This is a genomic window from Metabacillus idriensis (assembly GCF_050483325.1).
GTDB lineage: Bacteria > Bacillota > Bacilli > Bacillales > Bacillaceae > Bacillus_P > Bacillus_P idriensis_A.
Genome location: NZ_JBCMYF010000030.1, coordinates 11854 through 32369, shown reverse-complemented (window position 1 = coordinate 32369; position 20516 = coordinate 11854). Strand labels below are relative to the sequence as shown.

At 41.0% G+C, this 20516-nt stretch carries 16 protein-coding genes; 2 read left to right on the top strand and 14 right to left on the bottom strand.

All coding sequences use genetic code 11. The annotated features are described in order from the left end of the window. Positions 1–34: 34 nt before the first annotated feature. The 9 genes from ABEQ24_RS16560 to ABEQ24_RS16520 all read right to left on the bottom strand — a co-directional run bounded on the left by ABEQ24_RS16560 (position 35) and on the right by ABEQ24_RS16520 (position 10545). On the bottom strand, positions 35–679 hold the full coding sequence (locus ABEQ24_RS16560) for an ABC transporter permease (RefSeq protein WP_430007822.1): 645 nt from the start codon (positions 677–679) through the stop codon (positions 35–37). Beyond that, a complete protein-coding gene (locus ABEQ24_RS16555) occupies positions 676–1590 on the bottom strand; it encodes a glycine betaine ABC transporter substrate-binding protein (protein ID WP_430007821.1) in 915 nt (304 codons plus the stop codon). Before ABEQ24_RS16555 ends, ABEQ24_RS16560 begins: the two co-directional genes overlap by 4 nt. 27 nt (positions 1591–1617) lie before the next feature. Continuing rightward, a complete protein-coding gene (locus ABEQ24_RS16550) occupies positions 1618–2265 on the bottom strand; it encodes an ABC transporter permease (RefSeq protein ID WP_430007820.1) in 648 nt (215 codons plus the stop codon). Then, positions 2266–3426 (bottom strand): ABC transporter ATP-binding protein, encoded by a 1161-nt coding sequence (locus ABEQ24_RS16545; protein WP_430007819.1) that lies wholly within the window; start codon positions 3424–3426, stop codon positions 2266–2268. Between the two features lie 576 nt (positions 3427–4002). Next, positions 4003–5322, bottom strand: a complete 1320-nt coding sequence (brnQ, locus tag ABEQ24_RS16540) for a branched-chain amino acid transport system II carrier protein (RefSeq protein WP_430007818.1) — start codon at positions 5320–5322, stop codon at positions 4003–4005. 648 nt (positions 5323–5970) lie between these two features. Continuing rightward, entirely contained in the window at positions 5971–6639 is a 669-nt protein-coding gene (locus ABEQ24_RS16535) for a DUF4352 domain-containing protein (protein WP_430007817.1), read from the bottom strand. Positions 6640–6731: 92 nt separating this feature from the next. Further along, entirely contained in the window at positions 6732–8132 is a 1401-nt protein-coding gene (locus tag ABEQ24_RS16530) for an alkaline phosphatase (protein WP_430007816.1), read from the bottom strand. Between the two features lie 171 nt (positions 8133–8303). Then, the gene (locus ABEQ24_RS16525) at positions 8304–9497 is read right to left on the bottom strand and encodes an MFS transporter (RefSeq protein ID WP_430007815.1); all 1194 of its coding nucleotides are present in this window, start codon (positions 9495–9497) and stop codon (positions 8304–8306) included. Between the two features lie 4 nt (positions 9498–9501). Continuing rightward, complete coding sequence (locus tag ABEQ24_RS16520; protein ID WP_430007814.1) at positions 9502–10545, bottom strand: ArsR/SmtB family transcription factor; 1044 nt, start codon at positions 10543–10545, stop codon at positions 9502–9504. A 558-nt stretch (positions 10546–11103) separates the two neighbouring features. Here ABEQ24_RS16520 and ABEQ24_RS16515 point away from each other — a divergent pair. Further along, a complete protein-coding gene (locus ABEQ24_RS16515) occupies positions 11104–11448 on the top strand; it encodes a cyclic-phosphate processing receiver domain-containing protein (RefSeq protein WP_430007813.1) in 345 nt (114 codons plus the stop codon). 75 nt (positions 11449–11523) lie between these two features. On the opposite strand, the gene ABEQ24_RS16510 is transcribed toward ABEQ24_RS16515, so the two are convergent. From ABEQ24_RS16510 to ABEQ24_RS16490, 5 genes are all read right to left on the bottom strand, one after another. Continuing rightward, positions 11524–12936 (bottom strand): YcdB/YcdC domain-containing protein, encoded by a 1413-nt coding sequence (locus tag ABEQ24_RS16510; RefSeq protein ID WP_430007812.1) that lies wholly within the window; start codon positions 12934–12936, stop codon positions 11524–11526. A 170-nt stretch (positions 12937–13106) separates the two neighbouring features. Continuing rightward, a complete protein-coding gene (locus ABEQ24_RS16505; protein ID WP_430007811.1) occupies positions 13107–14075 on the bottom strand; it encodes a cell wall-binding repeat-containing protein in 969 nt (322 codons plus the stop codon). A gap of 274 nt (positions 14076–14349) precedes the next feature. After that, positions 14350–14481, bottom strand: a complete 132-nt coding sequence (locus ABEQ24_RS16500; RefSeq protein ID WP_263597095.1) for a hypothetical protein — start codon at positions 14479–14481, stop codon at positions 14350–14352. Positions 14482–14628: 147 nt separating this feature from the next. Next, entirely contained in the window at positions 14629–15153 is a 525-nt protein-coding gene (locus ABEQ24_RS16495; protein ID WP_430007810.1) for an N-acetyltransferase family protein, read from the bottom strand. A 40-nt stretch (positions 15154–15193) separates the two neighbouring features. Beyond that, the gene (locus ABEQ24_RS16490; RefSeq protein WP_430007809.1) at positions 15194–16237 is read right to left on the bottom strand and encodes a serine hydrolase domain-containing protein; all 1044 of its coding nucleotides are present in this window, start codon (positions 16235–16237) and stop codon (positions 15194–15196) included. A gap of 482 nt (positions 16238–16719) precedes the next feature. Between ABEQ24_RS16490 and ABEQ24_RS16485 the strand changes: the two genes are divergently transcribed. After that, entirely contained in the window at positions 16720–20445 is a 3726-nt protein-coding gene (locus ABEQ24_RS16485; protein ID WP_430007808.1) for a S8 family serine peptidase, read from the top strand. Positions 20446–20516: the final 71 nt, after the last annotated feature.

Below are 20516 nucleotides of genomic sequence, written 5' to 3'. Positions count from 1 at the left end.
GAAGATCAGCCCCTCAAAAGGAGCTGATCTTTTTTCATTTCGCTGTCCGAACACTCATCCTCTTCTCCATCTTTCCTAAAACGATATCGGCAAGAATCGCCAAAATGGATGCGGGAATGGCACCGACAAAGATTCGAATGTCATTTCTGGAGTTGATTCCTGCGAAAATTTCACGTCCCAGCCCGTCACCGCCTACAAATGGCGCAAGGGTCGCAACCCCGATTGCGATGACTGCAGCAATTCTTAATCCAGCCATAATGAATGGCATGGCAAGCGGCAGCTGCACCTTTGTCAGAAGCTGCATGTAGGTCATGCCGATCCCGTGCCCGGCTTCGGTGAGAGATGAATCGACCTGCTCGAGCCCCACATAGGTATGACGGATGATCGGCAGAAGGGAATAAAGAAACAATCCAATGACAACTGTATAGAATCCAAGTCCGAAATACAGCATCAGCAGCGCCAGCAGTGCCAGACTGGGTACGATTTGGATAATGTTCGCCACGGATAAAATTACGGGCGCAAGCTTCTTGTACCTGCTGCACACAATGCCAAGGAGCGTTCCTGCGATCAATGCAAGCGTTACGCCGATGATGACCATAAGCAAGTGCTGTCCTGTATAGAGAAGCACCAAATCTATATTTTCACCCATATAAGTAAATAGTTCTTTAAGAAATGTCATTTCGTTCCCTCCGATTTGTTATTCAGGAGGCCTTTTTCCGTCAGGAATTCTCTTGCCACTTCCCGTTCGTTGCGGTTTTTTATATCAACCTCGTAGTTGAGCTCTGTGATGGTGTTCTCATCCATTTCCCCGACCAGTTCATTCATAATCGGCTTAAGCTCAGGATGTTTCTCCAATACCTCATTTCGTGCAACCATTGAGGCATCATATGGAGGGAAAAAGCGTTTGTCATCCTCTAATGTTTTTAAATCATATTGAATCAGTCTCGGGTCAGTTGAATAAGCAAGAACAACATCTACCCGGTCATTTGCAACGGCTTCATAAACTAAGTTGATATCCATTGAATACGATTGTTTGAAGTCAAACCCGTAATGCTTGATAAAGGCAGGATAACCATCCTGTTTCCGTTCCATCCAGGAGGAATCGACTCCAAATTTCATCTGTTCTTGATTTTTTTTCAAATCTGATACCTTTTCAAGCCCCATTTCTTTTGCCGTCTGCTCCTGAACAGTGAGAGCATAAGTATTTTCCCAGCCCAGCGGGTCAAACCAAGTAAAATCATAGTGCTTATCAAAGCCTTCCTGCGCCTGCTTCAAAACCTCTTTGCGGTCTGTTGTCTGCTTTACAGGGAAAAAGTTGCTGAATATGACTCCTGAATACATGAGTGCCATATCCAGGTCGTCTCTGCTCATCGATTTTAGAATCATCGGATTTGAGAGCAGATCAGGTGTAATATCTACGGATAAATCCGTCCGATCCTCAATCAGTTCTTTATAAATCGCGGCCATAATCTTTGTTTCGGTATAGGTGGCCGCGCCGATTTTAATGGTTTCTTTTGAGCTGCACCCTGATAAAATCGAGGCACATGCCATGAATGCTGCGAGTGCAGATATGATCATTGCTTTCCTCATTAAACGTCTCCTTGTGTTCCCTTATTTCTAAGCTGTAAGCCCGTTCCTTTTTTTACTGAAAAAGCCTAATACGACATCAACAATAACAGCGAGAATGATGGCACTTACCGTTCCAGTAAAGATAAGAAAATTATCGTTGTTTGACATGCCCGCTATAATCAAATCGCCAAGTCCGCCTGCTCCAATCAAAGCAGCAAGGGTCGTCCAGCTGATAATATAAACTGTCGTTAAGCGGATGCCGGATAAAATGTATGGAAATGCAAGCGGCAGCTCTATTTTAAATAGCCGCTGAAACGTCCCAAACCCCATTCCTCTTGCTGCTTCAACAATGCTCCCGTCAACTTCTCTGATTCCTGAGTAGGTATTGCGGAGAAGCGGAAGCAATGAATATAAAAAGAGAGCGAAAATGGCCGGCTTCATCCCGATGCCCATCAGCGGAATCAGCATGGCAAGCAGCGCAATGGTCGGAATCGTCTGAAATACATTCACAAGTCCGAATACGAAGCTGTTTAATGGTCCTTCTTTTACTCTTGTCAGCAAAATACCCGTTGTAATTGCTACAAGGCAGCCAAATAAGACGGCAAGTCCAACAATTGTAAGATGTTCCCCTGACCTTGCCAGAATATCGGGGTACCGTTCCTGCAGAAAAGAAAAATAGTCCTGAATGAGTTTCATTTAAACCACCTCATCAGCATAAGGGAAGACTTCAGCCATTAAACGCACCATGCTTCCTCTCGTAATCACCCCGGCAAACTTGCCGTTATCTCCAACAACAGGTACATACGGAAGGTTGTACTGACTCATTAAGTCAAGAGCGATTGTAAAGGGGCTGTCAGATGGAACCGTATGTGCGAATGGAAGCATGACATCTTTCAGCGTCTTGGTTTCATCCCGATATTGGCCTAATAAATTCAGGATTGGCGCATATCCAAGCAAGTTGCGTTCACGGTCAATCACAATCAGGGAATCAACCCGTCTTTGCTCCATAATTTTAAGTGCAGCGGCAAGACCTCTCTCAGGGTAAGCTGTGGCAGGGTTATCAATCATGACTTCATTTACAGTTGGAATGTCATCAAGATCCATAGAAAAACTTGATTCATTGTGCTCTTTTAAACGTTTTTTTCCGATGAACTCTTTTACAAAATCATTTGCCGGATGACGTAAGATTGAGTCTGGCGATCCGACCTGGATAACCTCTCCATCCTTCATTAAGATGATGTTATCTGCTATTTTAATAGCTTCGTCCATGTCATGAGTGACAAACACGATAGTCTTTTTTAACTCTTCCTGAACATTCACAAGCTCTGCCTGCAGCTGATCACGGCTGATCGGATCAAGTGCGCTGAACGGCTCGTCCATCAAAATGACGTCCGGCTCCGCTGCCAGTGCCCTAATAACCCCCACTCGCTGCTGCTGTCCCCCGCTCAGCTCGCTTGGATAACGGCTGCGATATGTCTCAGGATCTAAATTAACCATTGAAAGCAGCTCCCTCACTTTCCTTTCAGTCCGTTCCTCTTCCCATTTCAATAAACGCGGTACGACTGCGACATTATCAGCAATGGTCATATGCGGAAAAAGCCCGATGCTTTGAATGACATAACCTATTTTTCTGCGTAGCTCTACAGGATTTATTTTGGAAATATCCTCGTTATTTATGTATACTGTGCCTTCAGTCGGCGTGATCAAACGGTTAATGAGCTTCATGGTTGTTGATTTACCGCATCCGCTTGGACCGATTACCACATGAATTTTCCCTGCTTCAAGTTCAAGATTGATATCCTTTAATGCTTTAAAACCATCAGGATATTTTTTTGTAATATTTCTAAGCTGAATCATTACATTTCTCCTTCTCTGTTTGGACTCAAATTGTTTTTTTCCACTTTTGCTTATTCCCTTTTGAAGAATACTCAAACATTCAGTTTATTTTTTGTCAGTTCCGTTCATTCCATACATTTCCTTCTTTATAAATCACCGAAGGTCAATCAGAGAAACTATTAATTCTAATTCTTTTTCTATCCAGTCAATCATCAAACTCAGCTGAAGTTTGATCTTATTGGGGTATGGTCTCATGGTTGACGGTTTCATTTGGGGCAGGAAGCGAGTTGAGCGGTGAGGTTACTGTCCGGACGATCGTTTGCGAGTTGTAGGAGAAGAAATTAGAGAGGCGAAGTTTTCAAGGATCGCACGATCAGCTGATTTTCGACCAGAGAAAGATAAGAACAAAAACAGCAGCCCCCTGCTTCCTTCCGGGCAATCAGCTGACAAGTGCGCTGATTCCTTCAAAAAACAGGGGGCTGTGATTTACATTATTATTCCTGATAGTGTGGATGCTTGGCAAAAAAGAATGGAAACGAATTTCCTCAATGGGAATATTCTTTTTAAGAAAACGCCTGAATGGATCTGCTGTTTCTTTTAAGCAGGAACACTTGCTGTTTTTCTTTTGCCGAGGATGATACCGAGTAAAAGTCCGATAACTGCCGGAATAAGCCAGCCAATTCCCTCTTGATAAAGAGGCATTGCGCCTAGAACAGGGCTCCACGCTTCAGCCAAAAATGTTTTATTCAGCGTATCAAGAAAGCTGAAAAGTCCGACGAGAGCGACAGTAGTAACATAGACATAAGAACTGTTTTCAATATATTGATGGATGAGCGCAAGGAAGATCAGCACAATCGCAATCGGATAAATCATGCCCAGAATTGGTACGGACACGGTTAAAATTTGAGTTAATCCCAGATTTGCAACAGCTGTGCTTGTCAGACAAAGAATCAGTACCCATGCTTTATAAGGAACTTTCGGTACTGCACTTGCGAAAAACTGGCTGCATGAAATGACAAGGCCAATAGAAACGCAGAAGCAAGCAAGGGTAAATACAATTCCCAAAATGAGTGTTCCGCTTTGCCCGAACAAATACCCCATTATGTTAGTTAATATCTGTGCGCCGTTTTCTGATTTTCCAAGAGATGCACTGGCAGCACCTAAATAACCCAGGATGATATAGATGACAGTAAGTAAAATGCCTGCTCCTATACCAGCTGAGATCATATAACGCGAGAGCTTTTTGTCATTTTTAACTCCCTGTGCACGAATTGTATTTGCGATCACAATTCCAAAGGCAAGAGCAGCTAGGGCATCCATCGTTAAGTATCCATCCAAGAAACCTTGGAAGACAGGACTCGTTTTATAATTTCCTGTTGGAAGTTCAAAAGACCCAATAGGAGTGATCAGGCTTTTCACCAGAATAATCACAATTAGTGTAAGCACAATCGGCGTCAGCAGTTTACCGAACAAATCAACAAGCTTAGATGGCGACATGCTCAGCCAGTATACTAAACCAAAAAAGACAAGCGTGTAGATGAATAACGCAACAGGACTGCCTGCAAGGCCGGCAGGAAGAAATGGAGCTGCACCCATTTCATAGGCAAGACTTCCTGCTCTGGGTATAGCTAGTCCCGGTCCGATAGAAATATAAATGATAAATGGAAAGATAAGTGCAAATAACGGGTGTACACGGGAATTCAGCGCATGAAAACTGCCTGCTTTCGCAATCGCCACAACTCCAAGAATTGGCAGTCCTACAGCAGATACAATGAACCCTGCAAGAGATGGCCACATGTTATCTCCAGCAGCCTGTCCGAGAAAGACCGGAAAAATTAAATTTCCTGCCCCAAAAAACATTGAAAAAAGCATTAAACTAATAAAAATAAGCTGCTTCCCAGTAAATTCCTTCGTCATGTTAAAACTCCTTTGATGTAGTAGTTCCCATAAGGAAAAAGTCATAAAAAATAATAGTTCAAAGTATATCAGCTAATAAATTGATTGACTAGTTCATTTTTTCAGTACACTTTAGAGCGGAAAATACAAACCTATATTTATCAGCATTGTATGCGTTTACTTTTCTCAAATAAAATTTCTTCCAACAGAAGATTTTTTTTCTGTTCAGCAAAACATCCACCGGTTCTCTTTTGTGAAGCGGAAATTGTTACTGGCGAAAACCTTCATCAATAGCCTTTATTAACTTTTATTCAGGTTACATTATTTTCCTTTTCCCAATAAAAACTATACTCGCAAAGAGTGTTGTTTTGATGATAGATGATGACCGTTCCTTTCCCCTTCACCATCAGTGCTGCCATTTTTACAGTTAAAACTTTTAAAAGTGGTGTCGTTCTCCTTAGTGCTGCCATCTTTGACAGTTCAAAGCTAAAATAGTGGCGTCATTCTCCTTAGTGCCGCCATCTTTGACAGTTCTAAGCTAAAATAGTGGCGTCATTCTCCTTAGTGCTGCCACTTTTAACGATACAAGGTGATGGTGTAAGGTTCCAAAAAAAGGGGCTGTCCAATAAGTCAGTCATAAATGACTTTATGGACAGCCCCTTTTAGGGATTATTCAAATTCAATGGTCAATTCCTGAGCTTCAGCTGCTGCTTTCTTTTTATCATTCAAAAGATCACTCGTCAAAACCTTAATACTTTTGACCTCTTTGTCTGAATGATTCAGGATAAAACCAACATTTCCCTTCTTAGAGCTGTTTGCAGCAAGTTCGCCATTTAACTCCTCGAGATAAATATCAGATTCCCAGTCTTTGTGCTCGCCAGTATTTGTTTCAAGAACAGCGATTGGAGAAAAATAAACGGGCTGATCTGAAGTATTTTTGATTTCAATATTCGCTTTTACAATGTCAAATGTTTCTTCATGTGTAAACGTATGAAAGAAATCAATCATGCTGTAAGCCGGTGTATGTTCAATGATTTTAACATCGCGGACAAGCAGTTCAACATCGCCGACTTTGTAAGTTTTGTTGACATTCTTAATTGCCTTCAGTTCTGCTGCTCCTTTGTCATCTGTATAAGACTGACCGACTTCAAGGAGCTTGCGGTCATCGGTAATTTGAGGATTTGGAACGTAGACATCATTTGAGGTTTGTTTAGCTGAAGCAGTTTCAGAAACCTTTTCTTTCTTCTCTTTTGCTTCATCTTCAGGTGTTGAAGACGCTTGAGCTGAGCACGCTGAAAGTATAAGCGTTAATGATAGGAGCATCCATAGTTGTTTCATTGGTAATCCCCTTTCTCCTGGAGTGAATGATTAGGCAGTAACAGATCTGACAAACAATTCTTTGTCAGATCCATACTGTCCATGAGTTAACCTTATTTCTTTTTGTTTTTCTCTAAAATGTCAAAGATAATTTCTGCATGGTCTGTATTGTCTTTTTGGCCTGCAAACATTTCTGATCCTGGTCCGTATGCAAATACAGGAACATCTTCACCTGTATGCCCGCCGGTAGTCCAGCCTGTGTTTGTACGTTTGTTAAAAATAGCTTCGATGGCATTATCCACTCGTAAAATCCCTTTATCTTTATCTGCTTTTCCTTCTTCAACAGCCTTTTTAACAGAATTAATTTCTTCTGCTGTCAGCTCTAAATCGATGTTTTGCTTTAATGTTTTTTCTGCGTCTGCACCTTTAGTGACAATTTCATTAGCCATGAAATCAGGTGTGCGTTTAGCTGCTTTAATCGGCTCGCCGAACCAGTTGTAGACACCGTCAGCTCCGATAGAATATCCGCCTGTAGAATGGTCAGCTGTAGCAACTACTAATGTATGCTTGTCCTTTTTAGCAAACTCGATTGCTGCTTTGTATGCTTTTTCAAAGTCCTGCATTTCACTCATGGCAGCAACGATATCATTGTCGTGTCCTGCCCAGTCTACCTGGCTTCCTTCAACCATAAGGAAGAATCCGTCTTTGTCCTTGTTTAATCTCTTCAATGCTGAACTTGTCATGTCTTGAAGTGAAGGGGTCTCGCTGTTGCGGTCGATCATTTTCGGCATACCGCCTTCAGCAAACAATCCAAGCACCTGTTCATTCTTATCTTTCAATAAATCTTCCTTATTAGTCACATAGCTGTATCCGTCTTTTTTGAATTCTTCTGTAAGATTGCGGTCACCGCGGATGAAGTTGCTTGAGCCGCCGCCAAGCATGACATCTACTTTGTGCTTGCCGTTAATCATCTCATCATAATAATCATCCGCTAAGGAGTTCATGTTTTTGCGGCTCATATCATGTGCCCCAAACGATGCCGGAGTGGCATGTGTGATTTCAGATGTTGCAACAAGCCCTGTTGCTTTCCCTTTTTCTTTAGCAGATTCTAAAACGGTTTTAAGTTCTGTTCCATCGTTGTCTACTGCTATAGCTGCATTAAACGTTTTGTATCCTGTTGACATCGCCGTTGCTGCTGATGCTGAATCTGTCACATTCTCTGCAGGATCTTCCGGATATGTCATTTGATTGCCTACTAGATACTTATCAAATTCAGTACGCTCAGCCACAGGAGTTTTAGGATCATCCTGTAAATAGCGGTAAGCAGACGTATAAGATACACCCATTCCATCACCGATCAGAAAAATAACATTTTTAATTTCGCCCGGTTTTTTTGATGCTGCTTCAGCATGATTCGCCTGTGCTTCAGGAAAACTTCCAATCAAGCTGCCAGCCACAACTGCAGAAAGAACTGCAACAGGGATTACTTTTTTACCTAGTTTTCTTTTAAACAATGAAACGACCTCCCGATAGCATGGTTTGATTTAATCTCAGTTACCAGTCTATTGGATTTTCATTAAGGAAGTTTATAGCAAATGTAAAGTCTGGATGTCCGTCATTTACGGAAAATTTACAATAAAAACAAAGAAATCAATTGCAGCTTTAACAAAAAAAACTGTTTTTACTTACATACTTCTTTGTACCATGTTTCTATTCTTCAAAAATGCAAGGATCACAAGTCCCCCTCCTGATACCACGCATATCAGCAGCCCTACAGATAGAAACAAAGCAGGAATGCCAAATTGCGATGCGCAAAAAGTACCGTATATTATTCCCAGCGGAGCTGCCGCTTTTGTTAACAAAAACCTGATAGAAAGGACTTGTCCAAGGATTGAATCCGGCACCAGCCGCTGATAAAGGGTTGTACTGTAGATGTTCCAAAAAGGCATGACCGTTCCGGCAATGACTTCTATAAAAATAGCTATCCATAAAACTTTGGCGACACCCAAGGCCAAAAATGTGCACCCGCCTAGAAAAACGGCTGATGTCATGACTAGATAGAAAGATTGTTTTGGCTCTCTTATTTTTGCAGCCCCATAGCTCCCCAGAATGTAACCTAGTGGAAACGCAGCTGCGAAGAGTCCATATTCAAATGAAGAGCCGCCGATTATTTCAACTACGTAGGGTATATACATCGTCTGCGCGGCAAATACGCCAAAACTAGTAACGGTGATAAAACACCCTAAAACAAGGAGAATTTGATGCTTGCGGTAAATATGTATTCCTTCTCTAAATTGACTAAGCCAGGAATTCTGTTTCAATTTTGCAATCGACGGCTCCTTGATTTTTATAATCATGAGATATGAAATAAAAAACATCATTGAAGTAAATAAAAGCGCCTCTTGAATATGAACAGCAGTTAAGATCAAACCTGAAGCGGGAAGCGCAATCAATCTCATCAGCTGAACCCCGCCTGAGAGTTTCGCATTCACTTTAACGAATTCCTCATTTTTAATGAGCTTAGGCACCAGTGCTGCTGCAGCCGGGTCATAAAACGTGATGGAAGTTAAGAATGCAGTTAAATAAAGAAACCCAATCTCAGTATTATCAGTAATCAGCAGCAGCCATAATAGAAAATAAGCTGAGAATCTTATTGATTCTGAAGCCTTCATCATCGCTGTTCTTCGAAAACGGTCGATATAAGGACCTGCCAAGAATTGAATCAGCAGCTGGCCTGCTATATTCACAAGCCATAGTCCTCCCATCGCAATCTTCGAGCCTGTATCCGCGTAGACAATCCATGAAATGCAAAAGGTTCCGAATGTGCTTGCGAATGTTGAGAGCAGCTGATTATAAAAGAGGACAGAAACATCTTTCATCCCTTCAGCCCTGTTTAAAAAAAGTGTCAATATGAGTTTCAATCCCTTGTAAAGCATTTTCAGGCACTGAATAAAAAGCACCGGTTACGTTTACCATACCCGCTGTCCGCAATAGGGATAAATGGTGATGAACGGTAGTTTTGCCCATTCCAAGTAACGCTGTAAGCTCTTTAAGCGTTCTCTCTTTTTCGGTTAGGAGCTTCATGATCCTCAGGCGTTTTTCATCCCCAATCGCTTTCAGCCGCCTTACAAGCTGTGCAGGAGGCTCGTAAGGATCTGATGTTTCATTCAAACTGTCATCACTGACTGGATAATAGAAAACCTTTGTTTCTTCTAAATCAGCCTGTATCGTCCAAGGTCGATATATGTACTGCGGTATCAGCAATACTCTTGTAATACCTGCCTCAGCCCTGTAATCCACTCCTGCCGCATGAAGAACAATTTCTTTCGGACTCTGATTATTAAACCAATGTTCTTTTTGCTTTTGATCACGTTCAAGTATGCTGCAGATTTCTGATTCTTGTTTTTGTAAAAATTCTCTGTACCATCCGTTTGTAACCTTTATAAAATGGATTCTAAGATCTTTCAATTCACAGCTGCCGATAAAATGAATCATTTGCGGGAAAAAGGCGTGACCTCTACAGGCTATGATCATCTCATTTTCAGAGTTTTCATCCCCTTTGGAAGCCATTAAACGGTTTTCTTGTTGGGTTTGATCCAAGTAAGGAAGAATCAAATATTTCAGATGCTGATCAGGAAGATTCTCAATAAATTCATGAAACTCTTTTAAAGAAGTAAAATTCTGAACGTGCAAAAGCTGAAGCAGCATTTTCCAAGTATTGTGCTCCTGACAGTATTGCAGCTCTGCGCTAAGAGATTCAGAAAGACTCAATCGAATGGAATCCAAATCCTGCTTAGACATCTCAAGCTTTTCATGCAGCTTCGGATACGTAATCATGGCAATGCCAAGGACGCATTCATATAAGATCGAATGCTGCAGTTCAATTTCGTATGATTTTCTTTCAAAGGATGTATTTAATAGGTTCATATATATCATCTCCTTCCTTTTATTCTAAATATATAGAACATTAAATTCAATATTTTTAGAATATAATGTTATCTACTCAGCAGAAAATCTCCGCTTTACAAATTCAAAACACTAAAAAGCTCAGAGCGATATGTTCTCTGAGCACAAAAATGCATATGGAAAGTCATAGCAGCGTTAATTATTTTCATTTAGTGTAAATTTCTACAGTAAAATCCTTTTTGATTCACTCTCAAATCCAATGCCCCTTAAAGAAAACTAAATTGTTTTTCTCCCCGATTCATAATCTCGTTCAACAATCATATCTTGAAAAAGCAGTCGTACGTTTCATCCAAAATCAAGAATCGCTAATTTCTAGAAAGGAAAAACCGTTTCCCGCAGCGAATATAGTCTATAAATATTTTTTATTTCGTGAGTTTTTTACAACAATTGGTATCGGAAAGCCTGTTCTTATAGCTTTTATAAACTTTTTCGTCTTTTCAGGCACTGCTGGATCACCTGTGATTATGTTGAAAGTATGTTACACTTGAGTCAGGTCAAACTTGATCGGAGGAAATCATCATGCAAATCAGTGTCTTCTTAGATGATTACCGAACTTGCCCAAGCGGATATGTCTTGGCAGAAACAATTGATCAATGCATTAGCCTTTTGCGAAACAACTGTGTTGACCATCTTTCATTGGATCATGATCTCGTGAGCAAAACAAGAAATGGACTTATGCTCGTTGAATACATGGTTAAAAATCACCTTTATGCTAACCGCATCACAATTCATTCCGCAAATGCAGTAGGAAGCAAAGCGATGTACAGGCATTTAAAAAAAGCACAAGAAGATTTTGAAATGCCGAAATCGATTAAAGTCATCTTAAAACCAATGCCCCTTCATTCTATTGCTGCCGGCCGTTAATAAACGGTCTGGAAAAATTCATAAAGTGAATTTGTGAGGTATTACTTAAAAACTGATGCCTCTTTTTAATGCCATTCATAATCCTTTTTGCACCCTGAATTCCCCATCGAATGCATCAATAAAAGAAAGATTCCCTTCAAACTTTGGATAGACCGGTTTATAAACGAGCTGATAATAGCTTTCTGATTGATCCTTATATTCTTTTGTCCATTGCTGTTCAACATGGAAGACGGATGAAAATCGCTCTATAGCTATTTCTTCAGATATACCAGGATTCGGATTTACTGACTTAAGAAGATTCGGCTCCACTTCAGGTCCAAGGTAGTGCGTGATCTTTCCAGTAGTTCGGTTTACATTGATTCTGGCCTCCCCATATCTAACAGAGATACCATGGTGAATGAGATCAAATTGAAAAAGGACTCTTTCCTCATCACTTTCTATTTCCTGTTCCATCATGAAATAATGATGGGCATCAGGATAAATGGCAGTCAAAAACTGAACTGCTGTTCTTTCACATTCATCTTTGCTTAATAATTGATTTCCTGAAGTTTCATAAAAAGAAAAGAAACCTAATAATTTCCCTGTTTCTTTATCACGCTTTACTTTTATCGTATTTTCATTTCTTTTGTTAAAGTAAGTCATGAGGCTATCATCTGCCTCATCTGGTTCAGCCCCCTCTTTTCTATAAACGAATCCGATCGCATCTCCTAAATCCTGCTCACGAATTTTTATAAAGTCTGCATCTAAATTTGTTAATGCTTCCGGTGAGGCTATTGATTCTACCTTAGGCAAATTTTTATAAACTGGTTCTAGTTCTGGTCCTTCAAGTTCGGATTGCTCCTTCAAAACCTTTAGTTTGCCATCTGCAGGCACCTCATAAAAACGCAATTCAGGCTCATACACTAAGTGAGGAAGGTTATCTCCATTTTCATAGAGTTCTTCATTTAAACTGACTATCATCAGATTCATTTTTATGTCTTTCAGGAATTCATCTCTGACTTTTTCTTCAGGCTGCAGACATTCCGGAATAACAATGTGTTCAGCAGTCCCATCATAATGGAAATGCATGATTTCACCGTACTCATTAATATCTATGTAAAAACCTGTAAATGGCAAAGGCAAATCCAATTCTATCTGGATATATGAAATTCTAAGCTTTTCATCTGTTTTTTGCACACGCTCTTCCTTAAACTTACGAATGACACCAGGATAGTGAAGTTCAGTAAATTGTAATGCTAGCTTTATTAAGTCCTCTTGATTTAAGATAGCGTGATGCATTTCTTCAGTTGATCTGTCTTTTGTAAAATCAATCAGCTGCCCGTTTCCATCCAGCTCAATCCAGATCCCAATTTCTTCTTCATCTGGATGCTTCCAAGCAAAAACAGCTCTCGTTCCATCCTCAGAATAATCTTCTATCTCAAGCTTATATTCACTTGGAATCACACAAATCTGCCTTGCTTTCTTTTTTAATATATCCTTCGTCTGCATTTTCTTCTCCTTAATATGAGCGCGAGTCTCTTTACTTTAATTACGAAGAAAAAGCATGAAAAGTTTCATAGAATAAAAATATATTCCGTCCGCAGGCTTTTTGTTTCAGCATTGGGAAGAAAAAAAAGCCCTGTCTCAAATTTAGAGCAGGACTTTAAAATTCCATTGTATTATTTGAATAATTTTTCGATCGTGCTGTCAGGAAGAGCTTTTTCTCCGCCGACGATGAAGTATTCTTCTGCTAACTCAGCATAATCCTGGATAATTGCTTTAGTTGCTGGTGCTGGAGCAGATGGATCTGTTAAAACAATTCCATTTCCCCATCCTGCAGCCAATGCAGATGCTGAGAGTGCATCTGGGAAGTTTTTGCCCGTAGCGATAAATGGCGCATCCATCGCAAGTAATTCAATGTCATAGCCGAAGTCAATAATTTCCCTGTTTGTTTCATAGCGATCCGATCCGCTTAATCGGAGCGGGTCAGGCAGTGCATTTAAGACTTTATCTGAAACTGCTCCAGTTCCTCCTACAACAATTGCTCCCTCTGCATTTGAGGAATCTACAAAAGAACCGACAGATTCAGGCAAATCTGTTTTCTTAGTAAGAAGAATCGGCCACTGTGCTTGAGCTGATAGAGGCGCAACTGAAAGAGCATCTGCAAAGTTCTCTCCTGAAGCTACAACGATGCCATCTGTAATACCTACTTCTTTAGCAATTTTTACAGATGTTTCATAGCGGTCAATGCCGCTGATTCGCGTAACAGTTTGAATACCCATAGCTTTAAGCTCTTTTTCAACATTAGCTGAAATAACAGAAGCTCCGCCAATTAAGAAAACTTTACTTACTCCTAAGCCCATCAATTCTTCTTTCACACTTTCTGGCAAAGAATCCTTTTCTGTTAACAGTAAAGGCGCATCATATTTATAAGCGAGCGGTGTAGCGCTTAAAGCATCAGGAAAAGCACCGCCCGTTGCAATTACTGCTACCTCGGATGACTCCCAGCCCAGATAAGAAATGTCAGCTGATGTTTCATAACGGTCCAATCCATAAATACGTGTTGTTTCTGGAGCTGCTGCTGCACTAGCTTGTCCAAATGGAAGGCTAAGTACTAATAGTGCTGATAATGCAAGTGACTTTTTCATAAGATCCCCCTAAATGATATAATCTACCAAACTCCTAAATTATAATGAATTCAAGGTCATTTTGTAATCATTTTTTTACAAAATCCGGCAACAAAACAGAATATTTTTTTCGTCAATTATCGACAGAAACATCGAATTATTTTTTAATAAATAATTTAACTATTTCACTAAAATAAGAACGCTAACATTCTTTTTGATTAAAGGACCAAGTTTCTCAGAAAAAATAAAAGAGACTGCACACGCAGCCTCTTAAATCCTATCCTTCTCTTGATTGTCAGTCGTTCTTCTTCTGACCGCTTCTCGCCCGGTTTCTGTCTAATTCAGCCGCATATTCTTCTTGCGTCTTTCCCTGCTTTTGACTTTCTGACTGAATTTTTTTGAATTTGTTATCATTTAAGTTTGGCATGTTTGCACCTCCTTATAACAGGAATATTTTGTACTGCCGCACTCAAATTTATTCCAGTTCTAAGAAATACTAAAAAGCTCACTGAATTCTGCTGAAGCTAATAATAGGTACTTGTAAATTGACTTAAACCACGCAATTCTTCCCTTTTCAATTACTCGTTTTATAATAAACAACAGTCGTATCCAGATTTCCTTCAGCTGATTCTGCAAAGTAAGGGATCCTGCCGCATTCTGTATAACCAAGCGAGAGGTAAAGCTGATTGGATACATCGCCTTCTCTTGTATCGAGAACTATCAAAGATCTCTTTTCCTGTTTAGCACGTTCTTCAGCTTTTTGCATTAATAATTTGGCAATGCCTTTTCTGCGGTATGAGGGATGTGTGATCAGTTTTGCGATCTCTGCTCTATGGCGTCCGTTTTGTTTCGTGCATAAATGGAGCTGAACGCTTCCTGCAATTTCATGATTCACTTTTGCGATTAGAAAAATCACATGAGGTTTCAATACAGATTCCCAATATTCTTTTGCCTGTGAAAGGTTCAGAGGCGGAAGGAATCCTATTGATGCCCCTCCCTCTACAGTCTTAATTAAAAGATCTGAAAGCTGGTCAATATCCTCTTCTACCCTTTTTAATTCTGCGATTTCTATTTCGTTTGACAGCTTAAACTCCTCCATTCAGCTTTTATCTTATTTCAACATTTTGATTATCCTTCTATCAAAGAACCAATTCATCTATAATTTGCCCCACCAATGATTCATTTTGCGGCTTTCCGGGATCAGCATTGATCATGACAGCAATCCCGCTTTGCATTCTCGGATAAGCAATCAGTTTACTCTGAAAACCAACTCCCCATCCTTTTGAGACAAAAAATGGCCCTCTTTTATCGTTCATAAGAAACACACCGAGGCCTGCAGCCTGCTCACTTCCAAAACCTGTTAACATCAACCGAGCCAACTCTTGATCAAGGATCGAATTCGTTATCCCATTCCATGAATCCGTAACCGCGAGTGCTAAATTCGTTAGGTCAGATGGTGTTGACCATAAACCTGAGCCTGCGGGATACGGATAATAAGCCCGCTTTCCCTCGACAGTTTGTCCATACTTGCTATGCCCGGCAGCTGCAGTTAACTGTAGTGTCTTTGTTTGATCATAATAATTCCAAAATAATGTGTCTTTTAGCCCCAAAGGCGATATTACCTGCTTCTCCATTACAGCGGTAAATGACTCTCCAGTCACATCTTCTATCATTTGCTCAATCACACAATAACCTGCATCTGTATAGGAAAACTTACTTTGAGGTACGTAAGAAACTTGCAGAGGCTCAGGATTGTAACGGGTTTTCCCTTTAAATATATCAAGCATAGTCGGAAGAGCATCCTGTTCCTGATACATGTCAAAGCTTCCTGCTGGATCTATAAAGCCTCCTTGATGTGAAAGCAAATTTCGCAGCGTCACCTTTTTATGCCTTGTAAAGTGATTTTCAGGAATCTGCCATGAAGTTAAATACTTGTTCACATCTTCTTCTAACTCCAAAATCCCTGCCTGGACTAGACGCAGACTGCCAATAGCAGTCATCATTTTACTAATTGAGCAGGCATGAAACGGAGTGTTTGAAGTAACCATGTTTGAAGTGCCTGCTTCTAATACACCAAACTCCTTGCTGCCGGCTATTTTTCCTTCTTTGAAAATCGCCAGCCCCAATCCGGGAATATGCTGCTGATCCATACTTAATTTTATTTTATGCAGATAGGCGCTCATTTCACTTCTCATTTCTATATAGTTTGGTTTTACAGATAAATTCTACTCGAGTATGCCTCAGCCCTGCTGTGATAAAGCGGTAATTTTCTATGAATCTCCAGTTATATTTTTTATCCAGCAGGCTAAAACCCCAAGCGCCTGTTACTAATTTTAGTAGTTTTGGTATATTCCTTCGGTTATTTCCGCCGTTTTTTCCATATACTCTCCCATTATGCAGGCCATAAGACCCTTACAAAACACCATTTGTCAATCTTTTTGGTTGGCCTTACAATTCTACTAATCCCATCATGTTTCTGCAGTACACACCTCATCAAGAGATATACACTATCTTTTTATTTACTAATAGAATTCCCCCGCTCATTTTAGGAGGTGATGGCAAGTCTGATTCTAGTAGAAGACTACATAACTTCTTATTTTTACCTCATCATGAATTTTCACAATGGCCTTACCTATTATTTCCTTCACAGAATAGGAGAATGTTAATGAAAAAGCTAAAAATGAAGACGCTTATAGCTGGGTCAATTGCCGCTGCGGTGATGTCAGGTTCAATTTTTCAGGTAAATGCTCTTGGCGCTTCCACTAATAGGACCGTATTGGATAACCCCTCTGCTTCATTAGGCAATAATGGAACTGGGGAACACGCCATTACGCTTATTACTGGGGATGTTGTTAAAGTGACAACCCTTAAGAATGGGAAATATATCATCAATGTGGAGCAAACCCAAAAGAATGGGGATGGAGTCAGGGTCATGACCATTGGGGAGGAAACTTTCGTATTTCCAAACTCAACCATGCCTTACCTCGCAGCAGACAAACTGGATAAGGACTTATTTAATATTACTAAGCTGATTGAATATGGGTATGATGACAAGAACCTTGCATCCATGCCGGTCATTGTCGAATACAAAGAGTCAAAAGCTAAAGCAAACGCTAAAAAAGTGGCTCCTAAAGGATCGGAAAAAGTGCTGGACCTGGAAAGTATTAATGGTGCTGCCCTTTCAACTGATAAAAAGGAAGCGGAAACATTCTGGGAAGATGTCACAATTAATAGCGAAAAGAAAGAACCTGCAAAATCTCCACTCTTTGAATATGGTGTAGAAAAAATCTGGCTGGATGGCCGTGCAGAAACAGCCCTTCATCAAAGTGTCCCTCAAATCGGTTCACACACAGCATGGGAAGCAGGCTTTACAGGTAAAGGAGTAAAGGTTGCGGTGCTTGACACTGGAATTGACTCTGGCCACCCTGACATTGTTGATCAATTGGATGAAGCGGTTAGCTTTGTACCTGGCGAAGAAGTGAATGACGTAAACGGTCACGGAACACATGTTGCCTCCACTGTGCTCGGAACGGGTGCAGCGGATGGAAAATCCAAAGGCGTAGCTCCTGATGCACGCTTACTAGTAGGGAAAGTATTGAATGATCAAGGTTCTGGACAAGACTCCTGGATTATTGACGGGATGGAATGGGCTTCAGAGAATGCGAAGATTGTCAACATGAGTCTGGGAACCAGCGAGCCAGGAGATGGGACTGACCCAATGTCTCAAGCAGTAAATAGGCTTAGTGAAGAAAATGGCACCCTATTTGTAATCGCTGCAGGCAATAGAGGCGGCGAAGGCACCATCGGTTCACCAGGTGCTGCAGATTCAGCCCTCACCGTTGGAGCTGTAGATAAATTGGATCGCCTTGCTTATTTCTCTTCAAAAGGACCACGCTATGGAAATATGGAACTAAAACCTGACTTATCCGCTCCTGGAGTAGGAATCGCTGCAGCCCGATCCCAATTTGCATCTGGCAGCGGATATTACACTAGTAAAGATGGAACATCCATGGCTACACCTCATGTCGCCGGTGCCGCCGCCATTTTAGCAGAGAAGTTTCCTGACTGGGATGGTAAAGCCATTAAAGAGGCTTTGATGAACACAACTAAAAAGCTGGAGGATTACCAGCCTTTTCACGCAGGAACAGGACGTGCTGACGTCGCTGCCGCTTTGGAAACAAAGCTGAGAGCAACAGGTTCTTTATCATTCGGCTATTTCAAATGGCCACATGATCAAGCAGCTCCTGTTGATAAGGTCGTTACTTATACTAATGATAGTAACGATGACATAACAATAGAGTTGGAAGCAGCATTTACTGACGCTGAGGGTAAAGAAGCTCCAGCCGGGATGTTAAACCTTTCTTCAAAAACCGTCACAGTCCCTGCTAATGGCTCTGCAGACGTAAACGTTACGCTTGATCCGGCACTTGGTGAAACAGGCTCGCGTTATCAAGGATTTCTAACAGCAAATATAGGCGGTGAAAAGGCTGTTCACACAACCATGGCAATGGTCAAGGAAGAGGAAAGATATCCACTTACATTAAAAGCAACAGACCGTGACGGCTCCCCTGGACTTGCATATGCAGTATTATTCAGTGAGAATATGGAACCTGAGGTTTTTGCTGTTAATGGATCATTAGAGCTTCGCTTGCCGCCGGGCATCTATTCCGCGATGTCCCTGATGGATGTGGATGCGGAAACTGATCATGCTGGTGTTGCACTTGTAGGAAATCCGGAAGTGAAACTTAATGGTCCAAAAACAGTGGAACTTGATGCAAGTAAAGCTAAAGAAATAACTGCAGAGGTACCGAAAAAAGCTGAAGCAAATTACAGGCGTATGGAATATCACCAAACTCTTGGAGATATGCCGATGACAAGTCTCTATTTGCTGCCGGTTTGGATCGATAAGATGTACGCTGCTCCAACAAAAGAAGTCAAGACGGGATATTTTGAGCAGCTCACTCGCTGGCGTCTGACAAAACCGCTGCTGAGCATTCATTTTAAAGGCAAAGAACTAGATGAGATTCCATTTGCAGGAAGTACATTTTTAGACGGAAAATATAATCTCTCTGCCGTTTATGCCGGGGAAGGCAAAACAGCGGACTTCGATCGCCTTAAAGCAAAAGGTAAAGCCGTTGTGGTAGATCGAAATGAAGAGGTGTCCGTTTCCGATCAAGCTACTGCTGCAGCTGCTGCCGGTGCAAAACTATTAATTATTGTCAACAATGGGGATAAAGAATTCAGTCAATATGCTGGTACCGCTGATTATACCGACAACCCTCTTGCAGTTGCAGGGATCAGTAAAGCTGAAGGTGACAAGTTAGTAAAAGCGGTTCGTTCAGGAAATGTGAAGCTTCAAGTGGAAGGAACAGTAAATTCTCCTTACCTATATGATCTTATGGATGTCCATAAAGGTTTTATACCAAAGGATTTGAATTATGCACCTAAAAATAAAGATTTGGCAGCAATCGATACTCGATACAATTCCCATATTGAAACAGAAGGCGGAGAATTCAGGTATGACTTGCGCCCGCATACAAATGGAGCGGTTGGCTTCCTGCAAAGACTATCTTTACCAAAGGCAAGGACTGAATATGTTTCTGCAATAGCGGATACAAGCTGGTACCATCAAGCAAATGTGCTTGATGCAACATGGGAGATTCGTCAGCCATTAGTCAGTTATGCCACTGGTCAAAAATTAACAGAAAACTGGTTCTCCCCTGTAGTCCGTCCAAGTTTGGGACAAGGTTATTGGGAGCCCGAACGCCAAGGTAACTCTCTCATGATTAACGTTCCTGCATGGGCTGACGCGGGAACAGGAAATACCGGCGGAACCGACTATAATGTATCTGTTCAAAATCAGACAACAAAATTGTACAAGGGAGATACATTATTGAAAGAAGGAAAAGGCCAGGCCATCTATGCATTTGATGCAGCTCCTCCAGAACGCACTCAATTCAGATTTATAACAGATGCTAAGCGTGATGAAAACCGCTGGAATACATCGGTCCGCACTCATACGGAATGGACCTTCTGGTCAGAAGAGTCAGAGACCTGGAGATACAATCTTCCATTCCTTACTCTTGATTACAAGGTGGACACAGATGTAAATGGGGATGCTTTAGCAAACCGTCCAACAAATCTTGAACTTTCTGTAGGAAAAGTGGCGGATGCAATTGGATACGGCAATGTGGATGGTGCGGCAATTGAAGTATCATTCAATGAAGGAAAATCATGGAAGAAAGTGAAACTTACTAGAGATCACGACAAATTTACAGCAACAATCCAAAATCCAAAGAATGCTGAATCTGTTTCACTTCGAACAAGCGCGTGGGACAATGCAGGGAATAAAATCTCTCAAGAAATCATTAAAGCTTACGGATTACGTTAAACAAAGCAGGATTAACCGCCTATTCCGAAAACATATTTTCAATGTTTTCGGAATAGGCTAAATTGAAAAAT